Source organism: Marihabitans asiaticum, assembly GCF_007828725.1.
Classification (GTDB): domain Bacteria; phylum Actinomycetota; class Actinomycetes; order Actinomycetales; family Dermatophilaceae; genus Marihabitans; species Marihabitans asiaticum.
Genome location: NZ_VIUW01000002.1, coordinates 454,546 through 471,205, shown reverse-complemented (window position 1 = coordinate 471,205; position 16,660 = coordinate 454,546). Strand labels below are relative to the sequence as shown.

The 16,660-nt window shown below is 71.8% G+C and carries 12 protein-coding genes; 9 read left to right on the top strand and 3 right to left on the bottom strand.

All coding sequences use genetic code 11. From position 1 onward, the window contains the following. From mmsB to FB557_RS06755, 6 genes are all read left to right on the top strand, one after another. On the top strand, nucleotides 1-879 hold the full coding sequence (gene mmsB, locus FB557_RS06780; protein WP_425462982.1) for a 3-hydroxyisobutyrate dehydrogenase: 879 nt from the start codon (nucleotides 1-3) through the stop codon (nucleotides 877-879). A 31-nt stretch (nucleotides 880-910) separates the two neighbouring features. Next, on the top strand, nucleotides 911-1,687 hold the full coding sequence (locus FB557_RS06775; RefSeq protein WP_144856847.1) for an enoyl-CoA hydratase: 777 nt from the start codon (nucleotides 911-913) through the stop codon (nucleotides 1,685-1,687). A 224-nt stretch (nucleotides 1,688-1,911) separates the two neighbouring features. Then, entirely contained in the window at nucleotides 1,912-3,240 is a 1,329-nt protein-coding gene (locus FB557_RS06770; protein WP_144856846.1) for an acyl-CoA dehydrogenase family protein, read from the top strand. Between the two features lie 115 nt (nucleotides 3,241-3,355). Further along, nucleotides 3,356-4,618, top strand: coding sequence for an acyl-CoA dehydrogenase family protein (locus FB557_RS06765; RefSeq protein ID WP_144856844.1), 1,263 nt, complete (start codon nucleotides 3,356-3,358; stop codon nucleotides 4,616-4,618). Between the two features lie 21 nt (nucleotides 4,619-4,639). After that, the gene (locus tag FB557_RS06760) at nucleotides 4,640-5,443 is read left to right on the top strand and encodes a ParA family protein (protein WP_144856842.1); all 804 of its coding nucleotides are present in this window, start codon (nucleotides 4,640-4,642) and stop codon (nucleotides 5,441-5,443) included. A gap of 117 nt (nucleotides 5,444-5,560) precedes the next feature. Continuing rightward, on the top strand, nucleotides 5,561-7,363 hold the full coding sequence (locus tag FB557_RS06755) for a S8 family serine peptidase (RefSeq protein WP_144856840.1): 1,803 nt from the start codon (nucleotides 5,561-5,563) through the stop codon (nucleotides 7,361-7,363). A gap of 203 nt (nucleotides 7,364-7,566) precedes the next feature. Here FB557_RS06755 and FB557_RS06750 read toward each other — a convergent pair whose 3' ends face one another. Together FB557_RS06750 and efeO are read right to left on the bottom strand one after the other, a co-directional pair. Further along, nucleotides 7,567-8,853 carry a Dyp-type peroxidase gene (locus FB557_RS06750; RefSeq protein ID WP_144856838.1) on the bottom strand — a complete coding sequence of 429 codons (1,287 nt, stop codon included), beginning with the start codon at nucleotides 8,851-8,853 and terminating at the stop codon, nucleotides 7,567-7,569. 7 nt (nucleotides 8,854-8,860) lie between these two features. Further along, nucleotides 8,861-9,844: an iron uptake system protein EfeO gene (efeO, locus tag FB557_RS06745; protein WP_144856836.1), complete on the bottom strand. Its 984-nt coding sequence runs from the start codon at nucleotides 9,842-9,844 to the stop codon at nucleotides 8,861-8,863. A gap of 75 nt (nucleotides 9,845-9,919) precedes the next feature. Between efeO and FB557_RS06740 the strand changes: the two genes are divergently transcribed. Continuing rightward, nucleotides 9,920-11,416, top strand: a complete 1,497-nt coding sequence (locus FB557_RS06740; RefSeq protein ID WP_144856834.1) for a protoporphyrinogen/coproporphyrinogen oxidase — start codon at nucleotides 9,920-9,922, stop codon at nucleotides 11,414-11,416. Here the strand turns inward: FB557_RS06740 and FB557_RS06735 are convergent. Then, nucleotides 11,362-13,098: a lysylphosphatidylglycerol synthase domain-containing protein gene (locus FB557_RS06735; protein WP_144856832.1), complete on the bottom strand. Its 1,737-nt coding sequence runs from the start codon at nucleotides 13,096-13,098 to the stop codon at nucleotides 11,362-11,364. The two genes, FB557_RS06740 and FB557_RS06735, sit on opposite strands and share 55 nt — an antisense overlap. 59 nt (nucleotides 13,099-13,157) lie before the next feature. On the opposite strand from FB557_RS06735, the gene FB557_RS06730 reads away from it, so the two are divergent. Together FB557_RS06730 and FB557_RS06725 are read left to right on the top strand one after the other, a co-directional pair. Then, the gene (locus FB557_RS06730) at nucleotides 13,158-14,102 is read left to right on the top strand and encodes an NAD-dependent epimerase/dehydratase family protein (RefSeq protein ID WP_170236223.1); all 945 of its coding nucleotides are present in this window, start codon (nucleotides 13,158-13,160) and stop codon (nucleotides 14,100-14,102) included. After that, nucleotides 14,099-16,660: an extracellular solute-binding protein gene (locus FB557_RS06725; RefSeq protein WP_144856828.1), complete on the top strand. Its 2,562-nt coding sequence runs from the start codon at nucleotides 14,099-14,101 to the stop codon at nucleotides 16,658-16,660. The genes FB557_RS06730 and FB557_RS06725 overlap by 4 nt, the downstream gene beginning before the upstream one ends.

The following is a 16,660-nucleotide window of genomic DNA, read 5'->3' as shown; positions in this document are numbered from 1 at the left end:
ATGAGGATCGCGTTCATCGGCCTGGGCCACATGGGTGGCCACATGGCGGCCAACCTCGCGGCCGGGGGCCATGAGGTCACCGGCTTCGACCCCGTTGCCGAGCTGCGGGAGGCAGCGGCGGCGAAGGGGGTGAGCGTGGCCGAGTCGGCCGTCGCGGCGGTCGAGGGGGCCGAGGTCGTGGTGACCAGCCTGCCCAACGGGCACGTCCTGCTCTCGGTCTACGACGAGGTGCTGCCTGCTGCCACGGCGGGCACGCTCTTCATCGATACCTCGACCACCGGGGCGGAGCTGGCCTGGCAGGCGGCGGAGAAGGTCGACGCCGCGGGTCACCGGTTCATCGACGCCCCGGTCTCCGGAGGCGTCGTCGGCGCCGAGGCCGGGACGCTGACCTTCATGGTCGGCGGCAGCGACGAGGACGTGGCCGCAGCCCAGCCGGTGCTCGAGCCGATGGCCGGCAAGGTCGTCCACTGCGGCAAGAGCGGCAACGGCCAGGCGGCCAAGCTGTGCAACAACCTCCTGCTCGCGATCACCCAGGTCGGGGTCGCCGAGGCCTTCGTCCTCGGCGAGCAGCTCGGGCTGACCCACCAGGCCTTCTACGACGTGGCCTCGACCTCCGCCGCCCAGTGCTGGGCGTTGAAGACGAACTGCCCGGTGCCCGGCCCGGTCCCGGCGAGCCCGGCCAACCGGGACTACGAGGGCGGCTTCGCCACCTCGCTCATGCACAAGGACCTCACCCTGGCGATGGCCGAGGTCGACCGGGCGGGGATGGACGCCCAGGTCGGCAAGCTCGTCGCCGACCTCTATGCGCGGCTGAGCGAGACCGAGCATGCTGGTCACGACTTCAGCTCGATCATCACCACGCTGCGCGACGACGCCTGACACCCGATCACCGCAAGGAGCGAGACCACCCATGACCGACCACGAGAACATCGTCGTCTCCCGCGACGGGCGCGTCGCGACGATCACCCTCAACCGCCCCAAGGCGCTCAACGCGCTCAACCACGCGCTGATGACCGAGTTCGTCGCCGCGGCCGAGGAGCTCGACGCCGATCCCGAGGTGGGCTGCATCGTCGTCACCGGATCGCAGAAGGCCTTCGCCGCCGGCGCGGACATCAAGGAGATGCTCGAGCAGAGCTACGCCGATGTCTACGTCAAGGACTGGTTCTCCGCGTGGGACCGGTTCGGCGCGCTGCGCACCCCGACCATCGCCGCGGTCTCCGGGTACGCCCTCGGCGGGGGCTGCGAGGTCGCGATGATGTGCGACATCATCGTCGCCGCGGAGTCGGCGAAGTTCGGCCAGCCCGAGATCAACCTCGGGGTCCTGCCCGGCATGGGCGGCTCGCAGCGGCTGACCCGGGCGGTCGGCAAGGCCAAGGCGATGGACCTCATCCTCACCGGTCGCCAGATCGGCGCTGAGGAGGCCGAGCGGTCGGGCCTGGTCGCCCGGGTCGTGCCGACCGAGGAGCTGCTGGACCAGGTCGGCGAGATCGCGTCGGGCATCGCGGAGAAGTCGCTGCCCGCCGTCTACGCGGCGAAGGAGGCGGTGCAGGTGGCGCTGGAGTCCACCCTCACCGAGGGCATCCGCTTCGAGCGGCGGACCTTCATGGCGGCCTTTGCCTTCGAGGACCGCACCGAGGGGATGCAGGCCTTCTCCGAGAAGCGCGCCCCGCAGTTCCGCCACCGCTGACCCTCCCTCTTCGACCTACCCCTTTCGACCCACCCCTTCGTCCGCAGCGGCCCGAACCCGCCCCCTCGGGTTCGGGCCGCCGCGCGTCGGGGTGCGGTAGATCACGGTTACCCGCCGGTTACCGGTACGGGGCGTAGCAGGTACTCTCGGTATCGCACACCTCGACCGGCCGCCACGTCCGGTCGTGCTCATCGACGAGTGCTACGCACGAAGGGGTACGCCGCATGGCCACCACCGAATCCATCTCGCTGGCCGACAAGGGTCAGCGACTCGGGCTCCGACTCATCGCCAAGGCCGGCGGGCTGCCCGGCCTGAAGGACCCAAAGGTCCGAGCGCGGGTGGAGCGATACCTCTACAAGAGCGCCGTGGGCAGCTTCAGGGCGCAGACGGCGGCGGGTCGCGCCTTCGCCAAGAAGAAGGGGTCGGGTGACCCGACCCGCGCCGCCACGGCCAAGCCGAAACAGCTCTTCGACCTCACCCCGACCGAGGACCAGCAGATGATCCAGGGCGTGGCGAGGGAACTTGCCGACGAGGTCATCCGGCCCGCCGGCTCCGGCGCCGACGCAGAGCGCGGGCTCCCCGAGGAGGTGACCGGCGCCGCCGCCGAGATGGGGCTGCACCTCATCGGCGTTCCCGCCGAGCTGGAGGGCATCGCCGAGGAGCGCTCCGCGGTCACCGGCGTGCTCGTCCTCGAGGAGCTGGCTCGCGGTGACATGGGCATCGCGGCCGCGATCATGGCGCCGGCCGCCGTCGCCACCGCGATCGCCAGCTACGGCGACGCGGACCAGCAGGCGACCTACCTGCCCGAGTTCACCGGCGACAACCCGCCGAAGTCGGCCGCGCTCGCGCTCATGGAGCCCCAGCCGCTCTTCGACCCGCTCGCCCCGACCACGGCGGCGATCCGCGACGGGGACGAGCTCGTCCTTGACGGCGTCAAGGCGCTCGTCCCGGGCGCCGAGATCGCGGAGCTCTTCATCGTCTCCGCGATGCTCGACGGCGAGCCGCGCCTGGTCATCGTCGAGCCCGGGACCGAGGGTCTGCAGGTCGAGGACGACCCGGCCATGGGCATCCGGGCCAGCAGGACTGCCCGCCTTCACCTCGAAGGGGTCCGGGTGCCGGCTGCGAGTCTCCTCGGCTCGAGCGAGGACCACCTCGACGCCGTCCGCCGCGCCCGCCTCGCCTGGGCGGCCGCCGCAGTGGGGACCGGACAGGCCGTCCTCGACCAGGTCTCGCAGTACGTCACCGAGCGCACCGCCTTCGGCGAGCCGATCGGCCACCGGCAGGCCGTCGCCTTCACCGTCGCGGACATGGCGATCGAGATCGCCGCGCTGCGCCTCGTGGTGTGGAAGGCCGCGGCCCGGCTCGATCGCGGCGAGGACGCCTCGGCCGAGATCGCCCAGGCGCGCTCGCTGACCTCCCGCTACATGACCCAGGTCGGCAGCAACGGCGTCCAGATGCTTGGGGGGCACGGGTTCGTCAAGGAGTTCGACAACGAGCGGTGGTACCGCGACCTGCGTGGTGCCGGGCTGCTCGAAGGCACCCTCCTCGTCTGAGCCAGCCCCTCCCTTCGCACTTGCCTTGGCAGGTACGGCCCCCTGGCTCCCCTCCCTCTCGCACTTGCCTTGGCAGGTGCGGCCCCAGACCACAGACTCAGAAGGACTGACGAACATGATCGATCTCGACGTTCCCAAGAAGTTCCGCCCCCTCGTGGCCCAGGCACGGGGCATGGCCGAGGAGGTCTTCTGGCCGATCTCGCGCAAGTACGACCGCGCCGAGCACGAGTACCCCGCTGAGCTCGACCTCGTCTCCGCCGTCATCGACGGGATGAGCGACTCCGGTGCCGGCCAGGGCGCCGGTGCCTCATCCTCGACCCGGGCGAGCGACGACGGAGCCCAGGAGGGTGATGTCGCCGCCGTTGGCTCGGGCCGCAAGGCGAAGGGGGAGCGCGCCAACCGCAACGGCTCGAACCTCTCCTCGGTCCTCTCGATCCTCGAGACCTGCCGCGGCGACGTCGGCCTGACCCTCTCCATCCCACGGCAGGGTCTGGGCAACGCTGCCATCGCGGCGGTGGCCACCGAGGAGCAGAAGGCGCGCTACGCCGGCAAGTGGGCGGCGATGGCGATCACCGAGCCCGAGACCGGGTCGGACTCCGGCGCGATCCGCACGACCGCGGTCAGGGACGGCGACGAGTACGTGCTCAACGGCGAGAAGATCTACGTCACCGCCGGTGAGCGTGCCGAGCTCGTCGTCGTCTGGGCGACCCTGGACCGGAGCCTGGGCAAGCAGGCGATCAAGTCCTTCATCGTCCGCCGCGACAACCCGGGCATGAAGCTCGTGCGCCTCGAGCACAAGCTCGGCATCCGGGCCAGTGACACGGCCGCCTTCTCGCTCCAGGACTGCCGGGTCCCCGCGGAGGACCTGCTCGGCGACCCCGAGATCAAGATCGAGGGCGGCTTCGGCGGGGCGATGCAGACCTTCGACAACACCCGCCCACTCGTCGCGGCGATGGCACTCGGCCTGACCCGGGCGTGCCTGGACAAGACCGGCGAGCTGCTCGCGCAGGCCGGTGTCGTCGCCGACCCGGACCGGCCGGCTAACGTCCAGCCGGCGGCCGCCGCCAGGCTGCTGCAGATGGAGGCCGACTACCAGGCCGCCTATCTGCTCGCGCTGCGCGCGGCGTGGATGGCCGACAACGGCAAGCCGAACTCGATGGAGGCCTCGATGGCCAAGGCGAAGGCGGGGCGCACCTGCGTCGACGTCGCGCTCGCCTGCGTCGAGCTCGCTGGCGCCACCGGGTACGCCGAGACCGAGCTGCTGGAGAAGTGGGCGCGCGACTCCAAGATCCTCGACATCTTCGAGGGGACCCAGCAGATCCAGCTGCTCGTCGTCGCGCGCCGCATCCTCGGCTACTCGTCGAAGGAGCTGAAGTAGCCCACCGATAGGCTGACCGGCATGATCGCGGTCGCCGTCTGCAGCCTCAAGGGTGGCGTCGGCAAGACCACGGTGACCCTCGGTCTGACCTCCGCGGCGCTCACCGCAGGCCTGCGGGTCCTCGTCCTCGACCTGGACCCGCAGGGCGACGCCACCGCCGGTCTCGACGCGGCCGGGGAGATCCCCTCGACCCTGGCGAAGGTGGTCGACGACCCGCGACGTCGTCATCTGCAGGCTTGCACCGTGCCGAGCCGGTGGACCGACGAGGGCGAAGGGGGTGAGCCCGCCTCCGTGATCGACGTGGCCGTCGGTGGCGAGCAGATCGCCCAGCACGACCGGACCGACCTCTCCAGCCGGCGGCTGCTCTCCCTTCGCACCGTCCTGGCCAAGGTGGCCAAGGAGGACCGCTACGACCTGGTCGTCATCGACTGCCCGCCGTCGCTCGGCGGGCTGACCCGGATGGGCCTGGCGGCAGCCGACCGCGTCGTCGTCGTCACCGAGCCGGGGGTCTTCGCCATCGCGGCTGCCGACCGGGCGCTGCGAGCGGTGCACGACGTACGCAGCACGCTCAAGGTGCCGGTGCAGCCGCTGGGGATCCTCGTCAACCGTGTGCGCGGCCACCTCGCCGAGCACAGCTACCGGGTCGAGGAGCTGCGCTCCCTCTTCGGGCCGCTGGTCATGGTCGGCGAGATCCCCGAGCGGACCGCGGTACAGCGCGCGCAGGGTGCCTTCGCGCCGGTGCATCGGCTGAAGGATCCCGGTGGGCGTCAGGTGGCCTCGATCTTCGACGCCCTGCTGCAGCGCGCGCTGCGCAGCCGCTCGTGAAGCGGCTTGTCGGTTCTTGACCAAGTCCGGACGAAAACGTGACCTGAGTCACGTCGCGGCGCTCTAGGTTGAGCCGTGGGCGCTGCAGCGGCGCCTCCATCGCCGAAGGGAACCCCGATGCGTCACACCTCTCTCATGGCCGGCCTGGGGGCCGTTGCCATCGCTTCGACCGGCCTCGTCGCCACCACGGCACAGGCCGGTACTACCGCCACCTCCGGTGACGTCACGATCAAGCCGGCCACCGGTCCGACCGGCAGCGGAGATGTCGTTGTCCTGGCAGACAAGGGCGCCGACCTCGACGAGGTCGTGGCCGACGTCAAGGCGAAGGGCGGGAAGGTCACCTCGGTGAACGAGCACATTGGCCTGGTCACGGTCTCCACCTCTGACGCCGGATTCGCGAAGAAGGCCCGCGGTATCGAGGGGGTGCGCACCGCCGCAGCAGAGATCGCAGTGGGCCGCTCGCCCCGGATGGCGGCGCCGGCCCAGGACGTCGAGAAGGAGCACCACGAGGTCTCCGAGACCAAGAAGCGCACCGCCGACGAGGCCCGTCGGAAGACGGCGAAGAAGGGCGACTCGCGGGACAAGCGCGGCAAGAAGGTCAAGACCGACCCGCTGGACTCGATGCTGTGGGGCCACGAGATGCTCCAGGCCTTCCAGGCTCGCAAGCACGAGGACGGCAAGAAGAAGGTCGTCGTCGGTGTCATCGACACCGGCGTGGACGCCACCCACCCCGACATCGCCGGCAACTTCAACCACAAGCTCTCGCGCAACTTCGCCCGCGACATCCCGATGATCGACGGTGACTGCGAGTACGACGGGTGCCTCGACCCGGCGACGGTCGACGAGAACGGTCACGGTACCCACGTCGCCGGCACCATCGCTGCGGCACAGAACGGTTTCGGCATGTCCGGGATCGCGCCCGGGGTGCAGCTGGCGAACATCCGCGCTGGTCAGGACAGTGGGTACTTCTTCCTCAGCTCGGTCGCAGACTCCCTCACCTGGGCGGCGGACAAGGGCGTCGACGTGGTCAACATGAGCTTCTACGTCGACCCGTGGGCGTTCAACTGCCGAGGCGGTGCCCCGGAGGACAACCCGGAGCAGGCCGCCCAGCAGGACGTGACGATCGAGACGATGGAGCGGGTGCTCGACTACGCGCACCGCCGAGATGTCACCCTGGTCGGCGCGCTGGGCAACGGGCACGAGGACCTCGCCAAACCGCGTACCGACACCTCGAGCCCCAACTTCCCCGAAGGGGTTGCGCACCCGCGCACGATCGACAACGCCACGTGCTTCGACCTCCCGGTCGAGGGCCCGCACGTCATCGGGGTCTCCTCGGTCGGTCCGACCAAGACCAAGTCGGACTTCTCGAACTGGACCACTGACCTCTACTCGGACGAGATCGAGGTGGCGGCCCCCGGTGGCTGGTACCGCGACGGCTTCGGCACCGAGAGCTACCGCACGAACGAGAACCTCATCCTCTCCGCGGCGCCCCGAGGCGTGCTGCAGGCCGAGGGTCAGGTCGACGAGGACGGCAACATCACCGAGCTGGGCGAGGCGCTCGGGGTGATCAAGGAGTGCTCGCGTCGGCCCGTGGCTCGAGGGGCCGAGCGATGCGGCTACTACCAGTACCTGCAGGGCACGTCGATGGCCGCCCCGCACGCTTCCGGTGTCGCGGCTCTCATCGTCAGCGATCGTGGCCGAGGGGGCGGCAAGCGCTTCAGCGCCGACGCCCGCGAGGTGGAGTACGTGCTGAAGAAGTCTGCGGTCGACCAGCCGTGCCCCGAGGGTGGCTTCCAGAGCTACGTCCGTGAGGGTCGTAGCGAGGAGTTCACCGCCGAGTGCGTGTCCAAGCCGGGCTTCAACGGCTTCTACGGCGACGGCATCGTCAACGCACTGAAGGCGGTGACCTCCCGCCGCTGATCTCTCGTCGTCGACCTGACACAACCGGACGCCAAGGGGGCCGAGCAGCGACGCTGCTCGGCCCCCTTCGCAGTTCCCCGGGGATCTGCAAGAGGGATGGCGCGGAGAGGGCAACCGTTGGTCTGAGGTTCCCCGGGGATCTGCGAAAGGTGGGGCGAAGGGGTGACCGTCGGTCTGAGGTTCCCCGGGGACCTGCGAAGGGGTTAGGCGAGGAGGCGGGCGCCGAGGGAGGTGCCCTCGTCCTCGACCCCGGGGAGGGCGAAGAAGAACCCCCCACCCTCGGGGAGGATGTACTCCTCGAGCGGCTCGCCGTCCAGGCGGGCCTGGATGTTGAGGAACTGCTCCAGGCGGCGCTGGAAGGAGACGAACGCCAGGCCCTGGTCGAGCTGACCGGAGCCGTCCACCCCACGGGTGTAGGAGAAGCCGCGGCGCAGGATCACGTCGCCGCTGGCGTCCGGGGTCTGCGGCGTCGCCAGGCGGATGTGCGAGTCCAGGGGGATGGTCTCGCCGTCGGGGTCGGCGGAGTGGTTGATCGGGGCGAACTCGTCCTCGCTGCCCAGCGGTGCACCGGAGACCTTGTGCCGCCCGAAGATCTGCTCCTGCTCGACGATCCGGGTCCGATCCCAGAACTCGACGAACATCCGGATCACCCGCACCACGTGATAGCTGCCGCCGACCGCCCACTCGGGCTCGCCGTCGTCGGCGCCCACCCAGACGAACTCGTCCATCACCCGGTCGTCGGTCATGTCGAGGTTGTTCGTGCCGTCCTTGAAGCCCATGAGGTTGCGCGGGGTCTGCCCCGACCCGTGCCCGCCACCGGTGCCGCGGGAGTAGCCCTCGATGGTCCAGGCCATGACCATGTGGGCGCGCGCGGCCCGCATGATCTGTCGCAGCGCGTGCTGCATCGTGTCCGGGTGGTCGGCCTCGATGGTCAGCAGGAGGTCGCCGTGACTGCGCTGCGGGTCGAGCCGATCGTTGGCGAGGAAGGGCATCTTCGCCAGGTTCTTCGGCTTGCGGTCGGCCAGCCCGAAGCGCTCGTCGAAGAGGCTGGCGCCGACCGACACCGCGATCCCGAGGTGGTCGGGCTGCACCTCGGCGCCGAGGATGCCGGTCTCCCGAGCCGGGAAGGACGGGTCCCGCGAGTCGGGCAGCCGCCCCGCCTGCAGGTCGGCGATCGTCGCCGTGAGGATCTCGAAGAGCTCGGCGAGCTCGCCGCGGTCCTGGGCGGTGACCCGGAAGGCGCTCATCGAGGCGCGGGCCGCGACCGGGTCGTGGGTGATCACCTGCTGGTGAGCCCCGGCGAAGGGGACCCGGGCGCTACCTGCGGACGCGTCACCCCCGGCCGCCCCGGCGGCCTGCGCCGACGCGGCTCCCGGTTGATCGCGGCCGGCAAGAGCGACACCCCCGGCCAGGCCGGCAGCGCCGAGCGACCCGAGACCGGCGGCGAGGACGGCGCGTCTGCCCGTCCCTGAGCTGGAGGTCTCCGGCACGACCGGGTCAGCTCTCCAGGCCGAGCGCACCAGCCATCTGGGACAGGTTCTCGGCGAGCGCCTGGGTCTGGCTCTGTAGCTGGTCCTTGGTCGTGGTGTCGACGGTGATCGTGTCACCGCACTGGGTGTTGTACTCCCCGCCCTCCAGGCAGTACAGCTTCCACCCGTCGCCGTCCTTCAGCGGCGCGAGGGTCTCCTCGACCTCGGCGAACTGGTCGGTGATCTTGGACGCGAGGTCGGGGTCGGCCTCCTTCAGCGCCGGCGTGAGCAGGTCGAAGGCCTTCTTCGACCCCTCGACGTTGGCGCCGAGGTCCCACAGGTCGGTCTGGGAGTAGCGGTCCTCCTCGCCGGTGATCTTGCCCATGCTCACCTCGTCGATGAGCTCGGACGCCCCGACCGGGACGGCGGCGGCCGGGATCTCCAGCGAGCCCAGCTTGTCCTGCAGGGTCGCGACGTCCTCGTCGAGCTGGTCGGCGAACTTCTTCGCCCCGTCGGTGGTCTCCTTCTCGAAGAGCAGGTACTCCAGGCGGTGCCAGCCGGTGAACTCCTCGTCCGTGGGGCTCTCGAAGTCGTCGACCCGGGCGTCCATCCGCCCGTCGAGCTCCTCGATGAGACCGGCGATCGGCTCGATCCGCTCCCACGGCTCGCGGCTCGGCGCATAGGCCTGCTGCGCGGCCTTGAGATCACCGGCGCGGACCGCGTCGGTGAAGGTGGTCGTCGCCGTCGCCATCGTCTCGGCCTGCTCCTGGACGTATGCCTGGTACTGCTCGACCGCCTCGGCCACCTTGGCGTTGTCGGTGTCCTGCTGCAGGTCCGAGCCGAGCCCGGACCCGCTGCCGGAACCAGATCCGCTTCCCGCGCCGGAGCCGCTGGCGGAGCCGGTCTCGCTGCCGAGGTTGGTGACCTGGCCCCCGTCGTCGTTGCCGCATGCCGTGAGGGCGAGCGCTGCGGCGAAGGTGAGGGCCACGGCGGCCCGGGTGGTGCGTGCCATGATGAGGTCCTTGAGGTCGAGCGAGTTCTGTAAGGCTCACCTTACAACTTGAGTTCCGCGATGGATGGGTAGGCCATGACGAGCGAGCGGTACGACCTCGTCGTCGTCGGTGCCGGACCCGCCGGCCTGGCGACCGCGCTGCTCGCCGCGCGAGCGGGTCGCACCGTGCTCGTCCTCGAGCGCGAGGACCGCTCGGGAGGGATGGCGGCCAGCGAGAGGATCGACGGGGTCCGCGTGGACCGGGGCAGCCATCGGCTGCACCCCGCGACCCCGCCGACGGTCCTCGCGCTGCTGCGCGAGCTGCTCGGAGACGACCTGCAGGTGCGCCCACGCCGCGGCCGGGTCCACCTGCACGGTCGGTGGCTGCACTTCCCCCTTCGCCCGGTCGAGCTGGCGCGCCGGATGCCCGCCGGCTGGCTGGCCCGGGTAGCCCGTGACGCCGTCGGTGTCGGTCTCTCGGCGGCCGTGGCAGCGGCAACGACCGGTCGGTCCGGATCGGGCCGGCCCGGCCCGCAGTCCTATGCCGAGGCGCTGACGAACTCGCTCGGCCCCACGGCCTACGGCGAGCTGTACCGGCCGTACGCCGAGAAGCTCTGGGGCGTCCCCGGCGAGGAGATTGACCCCGAGCAGGCCCGGGTGCGGGTCAGCGCCGACTCGGTGCCGAAGGTCGCGGCCCGCCTCCTGCGCACCAGCCTGGCGCGGGTCTCCACCCGCCGGCGGGCGGGCGAGCCGGGTCCGCGCGGGACGACCTTCTACTACCCGCGGCGAGGGTTCGGCCAGATCGTCGAAGCACTGGAGACGGCGGCTCGAGAGTGCGGCGCGCAGATCCTCCACGGCGTGCAGGTCAGCGCGATCAGGGACGGCGACCCGGTCCTGGTCGATGCCGCGGACGGGCGGCGCTGGCAGACGCCCACCGTGCTCTCGACGATCCCGGTCGCGGCGCTGCCGCGGCTGGTCACCCCTTCGCCCGCCCCGGAGGTGCTCGAGCACGCGAGGTCGCTGCGCTCTCGCGCGATGGTGCTCGTCTACCTCACCCACCGTCCCGAGCAACCCCCTGCCGGACGACCGGCCCGGTGGACCCCCTTCGACGCCCACTACCTGCCCGCCCGACGCACCCCGGTGAGCCGGATCAGCGAGCCCGCCAACTACCGCGAGAGCGCGGCGGACCCGGCGGATCGCTCGGTCGTGTGCGCCGAGATCCCCTGCGAGGTCGGCGACGAGCTGTGGTCGAGCAGCGACGAGCAGCTGCAGGCCCTCGTCGAGCAGGCGCTTCGCGATCACGACCTGCCCCCGATCCGCACCTCCTCGGTGAGCGTGCGCCGCCTCTCCGCGGTGTACCCCGTGTACCTGCGCGGGTACGGCGCCCACCTCGACGCCGTCGAGGCGTGGGCGCGCGGGCTGGTCGGTGTGACGACGCTCGGTCGCGGCGGCCTCTTCGCCCACGACAACACCCACCACGCGTTGGTCATGGCGCAGGCGGTCGTGGACTGCCTCGGGCCGGACGGGCGGCTGGAACCTCAGCGCTGGGCGACGGCGCGCGAAGGATTCCGCTCCCACGTCGTCGAAGACTGACCGACGGGCGCTGAGGGCACGGCCGGGCCGCGGTCGTTGAGCTCACGGTGCACGGCCGGGATCACCGCGCGCAGGTAGCGGCCGAGGGAGATGAAGGAGGTCCCGGTGGTCCGGAAGGCGTAGCCGATCGGCACCTCGGTGTAGCGAAACCCCTTTGCCAGCAGGTCCAGGGTGAGCACCTGGGCGTAGTTGTAGTCGTGGATCACCTCGCCGGCCTCCAGCGCCGCCGGGGAGAAGGCGCGGAAGCCGCTCTGACCGTCGGTGAGCCCGGGCTCGCGGGTCATCCACCGCACCCATCGGGTGAGCGCAAGGTTGCCCACGCGCCGGTGCGCTCGCATGTGCTCGATGTGACCGCGGAACCGGCTGCCGATGACGTAGTCCGCCGTGCCGTCAAGGACCGGTGCCACGACGGCGGCGATGTCCTCGGGCCGGTATTCGTCATCGGCGTCGAGGTAGACCCCGGCCGCGGGGCGCAGCGCCGCGGATTCGCGCAGGCCGCGCCGCACGGCTGCTCCGAGCCCGAGGTTGCGCGGTTGGGAGAGCACGGTGGCGCCGGCCGCTGCCGCGATCGCCGCGGTGCGGTCTCGCGACCCGTCGTCGACGACGAGCACCTGCACCTCGCGCCCGCCGACCCGCCTCGGGATGCGCTCGAGAACCCCGCCGATGACCGCCTCCTCGTCGTAGGCGGGGATGAAGACGACGACCGGCGCCAAGGGCGAAGGGGGGTCCGCGGCCGGCCGCTCCGGGCGGCGGGCGGGCAGCCGGAGGCGGCCGAGGTATCCGGGGCTGGGGGCAAGCACGGCAGCTCCTCCGAGGACGATGCTGTAGGCGGTCTTGACCGCGTGGGTGGTCAGGACGACCGCGAAGGCCTCGGGCGCGGGGTGCCCGAGCGCGACCAGGGCCGCGGTGCCGACGGCCTCGTAGGTGCCGAGACCGCCCGGGGTGATCGCGACGGCCTGGGCGAGGACGGTCACCGCGGTGACCCCGGCGGCGTCGGCGAGACCCAGCTCGAGACCTGCGGTGGTGGCCACCGCGAAGAGGACGGCGGCCTCCAGCAGCCAGGCCGAGACGGTGGCCACGACCACGAGCGCGACGGTCGTCGGCCGGGGCTGACGGGTCTGCCCTGCCGGACGCAGAAGGACCCAGGCGGCGACCACCCCGGCGAGCAGGACGACGCCGGCGAGCACTGCGAGCTCGGGGCGCAGCACCCGGGCCAGCGCGACGGGAGCCGCCATCGCGGCGACGACGAGCAGGGCGAGGAGGTCGCCGAGCCGCAGGCTCACGGTCACCGCGCTCGTCTCGCGCAGCGTCGCCTCGGTGCGCCGGACGGCGCTGGTCACCCGCAGGACCTCGCCGAGGCGCAGCGGCAGCAGGTGGTTGCCGGCGAGGCTGACGTGCACGGCCGCCCAGGCCTGTCCTAGCGGCACGACCGGCTGCAGCAAGTGCCATGCCCACGAGCGCAGCAGGAAGGCTGCGGCGTAGCCGAGCAGCGAGGCGAGCGCGGGCAGCGGTGACTGGAGGAGCGCTCCGAGGGTCGTGGTCACCGCGGAGAGGTCGACCGTGCGCCATAACCACCAGAGCGCGACGGCGAGGACCACCGCACCTGCGATCGTGCGCACCTGCCGGCCGGCCAGGGCGCGCGACCGAGGCGCGGGACCAGTCTGGGCCAGGGCGTCAACCACGAAGGATAGGCTAACCTCTAGGCGGTTTACGTCCGCGTGGGCACATCGAGGAGCGAGCAGTGCGGGTCACCGTCACCGGGGGAGAGGGGTTCATCGGTCGCACCGTCGTGCCCCACCTCGTCGGTCTCGGGCACGAGGTCACGGTGCTGGACCGCGCCGCCCGCGAAGAACGTCGCGACGGCGTCGTGCGAATCCGGTGCGAGCTGACCGAGATCGACGGCGAAGCCTTCGATGCCCTCACCCGCGCCGACGCCGTGATCCACCTCGCCGGTTGTCCGGGCGTGCGTGACGACGGCCCGCAGGTGAGGTGGCGCCGGCGACGTGACAACGTCGAGGCGACCCGGGCCGTCACCTCGACCGTGCCGGCCACGACGCCGCTCCTCGCCTTCTCCTCCTCGTCGGTCTACGGCGGGGCGCAGGTGCAGGGTCGGAGGATCAGGCCCAGCGCCGAGGCCGACCAGCTGCGGCCCCGCGGCGGATACGCCCGGAGCAAGGTCGACGCCGAACGGGTCTGCCGCGAGCGCGCCGCCGCGGGCGGGCACGTGCTCGTCGTGCGGCCGTTCACCGTGGTCGGTGAGCACCAGCGCGCTGACATGGCGGTCGCGCTGTGGTCTCGCCAGCTGCGCCGCGGTGAGCCGGTCGTGCTGCTCGGCGGGGCCGACCGCACCCGCGACATCACCGACGTGCGCGACGTCGCCCGCGCCGTGACAGGTCTGCTCGACCGCGGGGCGTCGGGGACGGTCAACCTCGGCACCGGCGTGTCACATACCCTGGTCGACCTCGCCCGGTCGGTCGCCGCCGCCACCGGGTGCAGTGGTGAGCGCGTCGTGGCGGATGCGGAGCGCCGGGAGGTCAGCCACACCATGGCCGACATCTCACTCCTTCGCAGCATCCTCGGCTGGTTCCCGACGACCGACCTCGACGCCGTCGTGCGCCGTGCGGTGCACGCCCTCGGGCCGGTCCGGGCGGCCGAGCCGGCCCCGTCCCTTGCCGTGACGGCGTGACCCCCGCCGGCCCCCCTCGTGCCGGGTCGGCCGCACCGTGCGCGGCGACCGGGCTCGTGCTGGCCTGCCTCATGGCGGCCGTGGTGACGGTCGGTGTGGTGGGGGCCGGGGTGAGCGTGCGGGCGGCCGACGTCGGCGCCGCGGCGGTCGACGAGCCGCAGTACCTGCTCACCGCGCTGTCGCTCGCCGAGGACGGCGACCTCGACATCTCCGACGAGCGAGCGCAGGCGCGGTACACCGCCTTCCACGACGTGCCCCCGCCGATCCAGACCGCCGAGCAGGCCGATGGGCGTCGGGTCAGCCCGCACGACCCGCTGCTCCCGCTGCTGCTCGCTCCGGCGATGGGTCTGGGCGGATACCTGGCCGCGAAGTGGGTCCTCGTCCTCATCGCGGGCCTGCTCGCCGCCGCCACGACCTACCTGGCCGCCACCCGGTACGCGGTCCCGGTGGTGCTCGCGGCGGTGGTGTCGACGCTGGCGGGAACGGTGACTCCGCTGGCGGTCTACGGACACCAGGTCTACCCCGAGCTGCCCGCCGCGCTCGCGGTCGTCGCCACCGTGCTCCTCGTCGTCCCGCCGGCCGGGCGCTCGGCCGACGCCTGGTGGTCCCCCCTTCGGGTCCTCGGGGTCGTCCTCGCGGTCAGTGCCCTGCCGTGGCTGGCCGTCAAGTACGCCCCGGTTGCGGCGGCGCTGGCAGTGGTCGCCCTCTGCTCGCTGCGGCGCGCCTCGCTCAGGCTCACCGCGGTCGCCGTCGTTGCGCTCGCCGCCTCGGGCGCGGTGTGGCTGGGCGCGCACCAGCTGCTCTACGGCGGCTGGACCGCCTACGCCTCGGGCGACCACTTCCAGGCGAAGGGGGAGTTCTCAGCAGTCGGGTTCGAGCCGAACTACCTCGGCCGCAGCACCCGGCTGATCGGCCTGGTCACCGACCGGGACTACGGGCTCGCCGCCTGGGCGCCGGTGTGGCTGCTCGGGCTGGCGGCGATCCCCTTCGCCGCGCGGGCCCGGCAGTGGGCGCTCGTGCTGCCGGTCGCTGCCGGGTGGCTCACCGCGACCTTCGTTGCCCTGACGATGCAGGGCTACTGGTGGCCGGGCCGCCAGGTCGTCGTCATCCTGCCGCTCGTGGCGGTCGCGGTCGCCGTGCTGCTCCACCGCAGCCACGGGCCGATCGCGAGCTGGGTGCGTGGTGGCGCTGTTCTCGCCGCGGCCGTGAGCCTCGGCGTGCAGGCCTGGGTCACCCTCGCCGGACGGGCCGGGACGCTGACCTGGGTCGGCGCGCCCGACCGACCGGCTGCCGGGTGGATCGACCTCGCCCGCACGGCGCTGCCGGACTACCGGCGCGGCGAGCCGGTGGACTGGGCCCTGCACGCCGCCTGGATCGTCGCCGCCCTCCTGCTCGCCGCCTTCGGCCTGACCGCAGATCCCCGGGGAACCTCAGACGAACGGTCGCCCTCACCCCCTTCGCAGATCCCCGGGGAACCTCAGACGAACGGTCATCCCCGACCCGCACTCTCGACGCCTCACCAGGAGGAACCCCGCATGACCCCCCTTCGCACCACCGGCCGACGCACCACCGCTGTCGTCGGCGTCACCGGACTCGTGGCGACGACCCTGCTCGCCGGCTGCACCTCGACCAGCGGTGACACGATCCAGGTCTACTCGGCCCGGCACTACGACCTCGAGCAGGCCTTCGAGCGATACGCGGAGGAGACCGGCACGAGCGTGGAGTTCCTCTACGGCTCGGATGCCGAGCTCCGCGAGCGGATCGCGGCCGAGGGGGATGACACCGTCGCCGATGCCTACCTCACCGTCGACGCCGGCAACCTCGCCGCCGCCGCCGACCAGGGCATCTTCGCGCCCGCCGAGTCGACCGTGCTCGAAGACGCCGTGCCCGAGGGGCTGCGCGACCCGCAGGGTCGCTGGTTCGGGCTGGCCAAGCGGGTGCGCACGATCATCTACAACCCCGACGCGGTGTCGACCGACGAGCTCTCGACGTACGAGGACCTCGCCGACCCGCGCTGGAAGGACCGGCTCTGCCTGCGCACCGCGAACGCGAGCTACACCCAGTCGCTCGTCGCCTCGATGATCGCCTCCCGTGGTGAGGAGCGCACCGAGGAGGTCGTGCGGGGCTGGGCGGAGAACGGGTCGATCTACAGCAACGACGCCGAGATCATCGACAACGTCGCCAGCGGCGGTTGCGACGTCGGCATCGTCAACCACTACTACCTCGCCCGCGCGCTGCAGGAGGACCCGGACCTGTCGGTCAAGCCGTTCTGGGCCAACCAGGACGGCGAAGGGGTGCACGTCAACATCTCCGGTGGCGGGGTCGTCGCCGCTGGCGACAACCCCGAGGGTGCGCGCAAGCTGCTCGAATGGTTGGCGACCGACGGTCAGGACGAGCTCGTCGGCGACAACATGGAGTACCCGGTCAACCCCGACGTGGCGCCGCAGGAGCTGCTCGCCTCATGGGGCGAGTTCCGCGAGGAGAAGATCGACGCCACCGCGTACGCGGAGCAGAACTCGACAGCGGTCGAGCTGCTCGGACGGGCCGGGTACGAGTGA

Coding starts and splice junctions, on each gene's coding strand:
- FB557_RS06760 (WP_144856842.1), top strand. CDS start 4,640: ATGATCGCGGTCGCCGTCTGCAGCCTCAAGGGTGGCGTCGGCAAGACC.
- FB557_RS06740 (WP_144856834.1), top strand. CDS start 9,920: ATGACGAGCGAGCGGTACGACCTCGTCGTCGTCGGTGCCGGACCCGCC.
- FB557_RS06755 (WP_144856840.1), top strand. CDS start 5,561: ATGCGTCACACCTCTCTCATGGCCGGCCTGGGGGCCGTTGCCATCGCT.
- efeO (WP_144856836.1), bottom strand. CDS start 9,844: ATGGCACGCACCACCCGGGCCGCCGTGGCCCTCACCTTCGCCGCAGCG.
- FB557_RS06770 (WP_144856846.1), top strand. CDS start 1,912: ATGGCCACCACCGAATCCATCTCGCTGGCCGACAAGGGTCAGCGACTC.
- FB557_RS06765 (WP_144856844.1), top strand. CDS start 3,356: ATGATCGATCTCGACGTTCCCAAGAAGTTCCGCCCCCTCGTGGCCCAG.
- mmsB (WP_425462982.1), top strand. CDS start 1: ATGAGGATCGCGTTCATCGGCCTGGGCCACATGGGTGGCCACATGGCG.
- FB557_RS06775 (WP_144856847.1), top strand. CDS start 911: ATGACCGACCACGAGAACATCGTCGTCTCCCGCGACGGGCGCGTCGCG.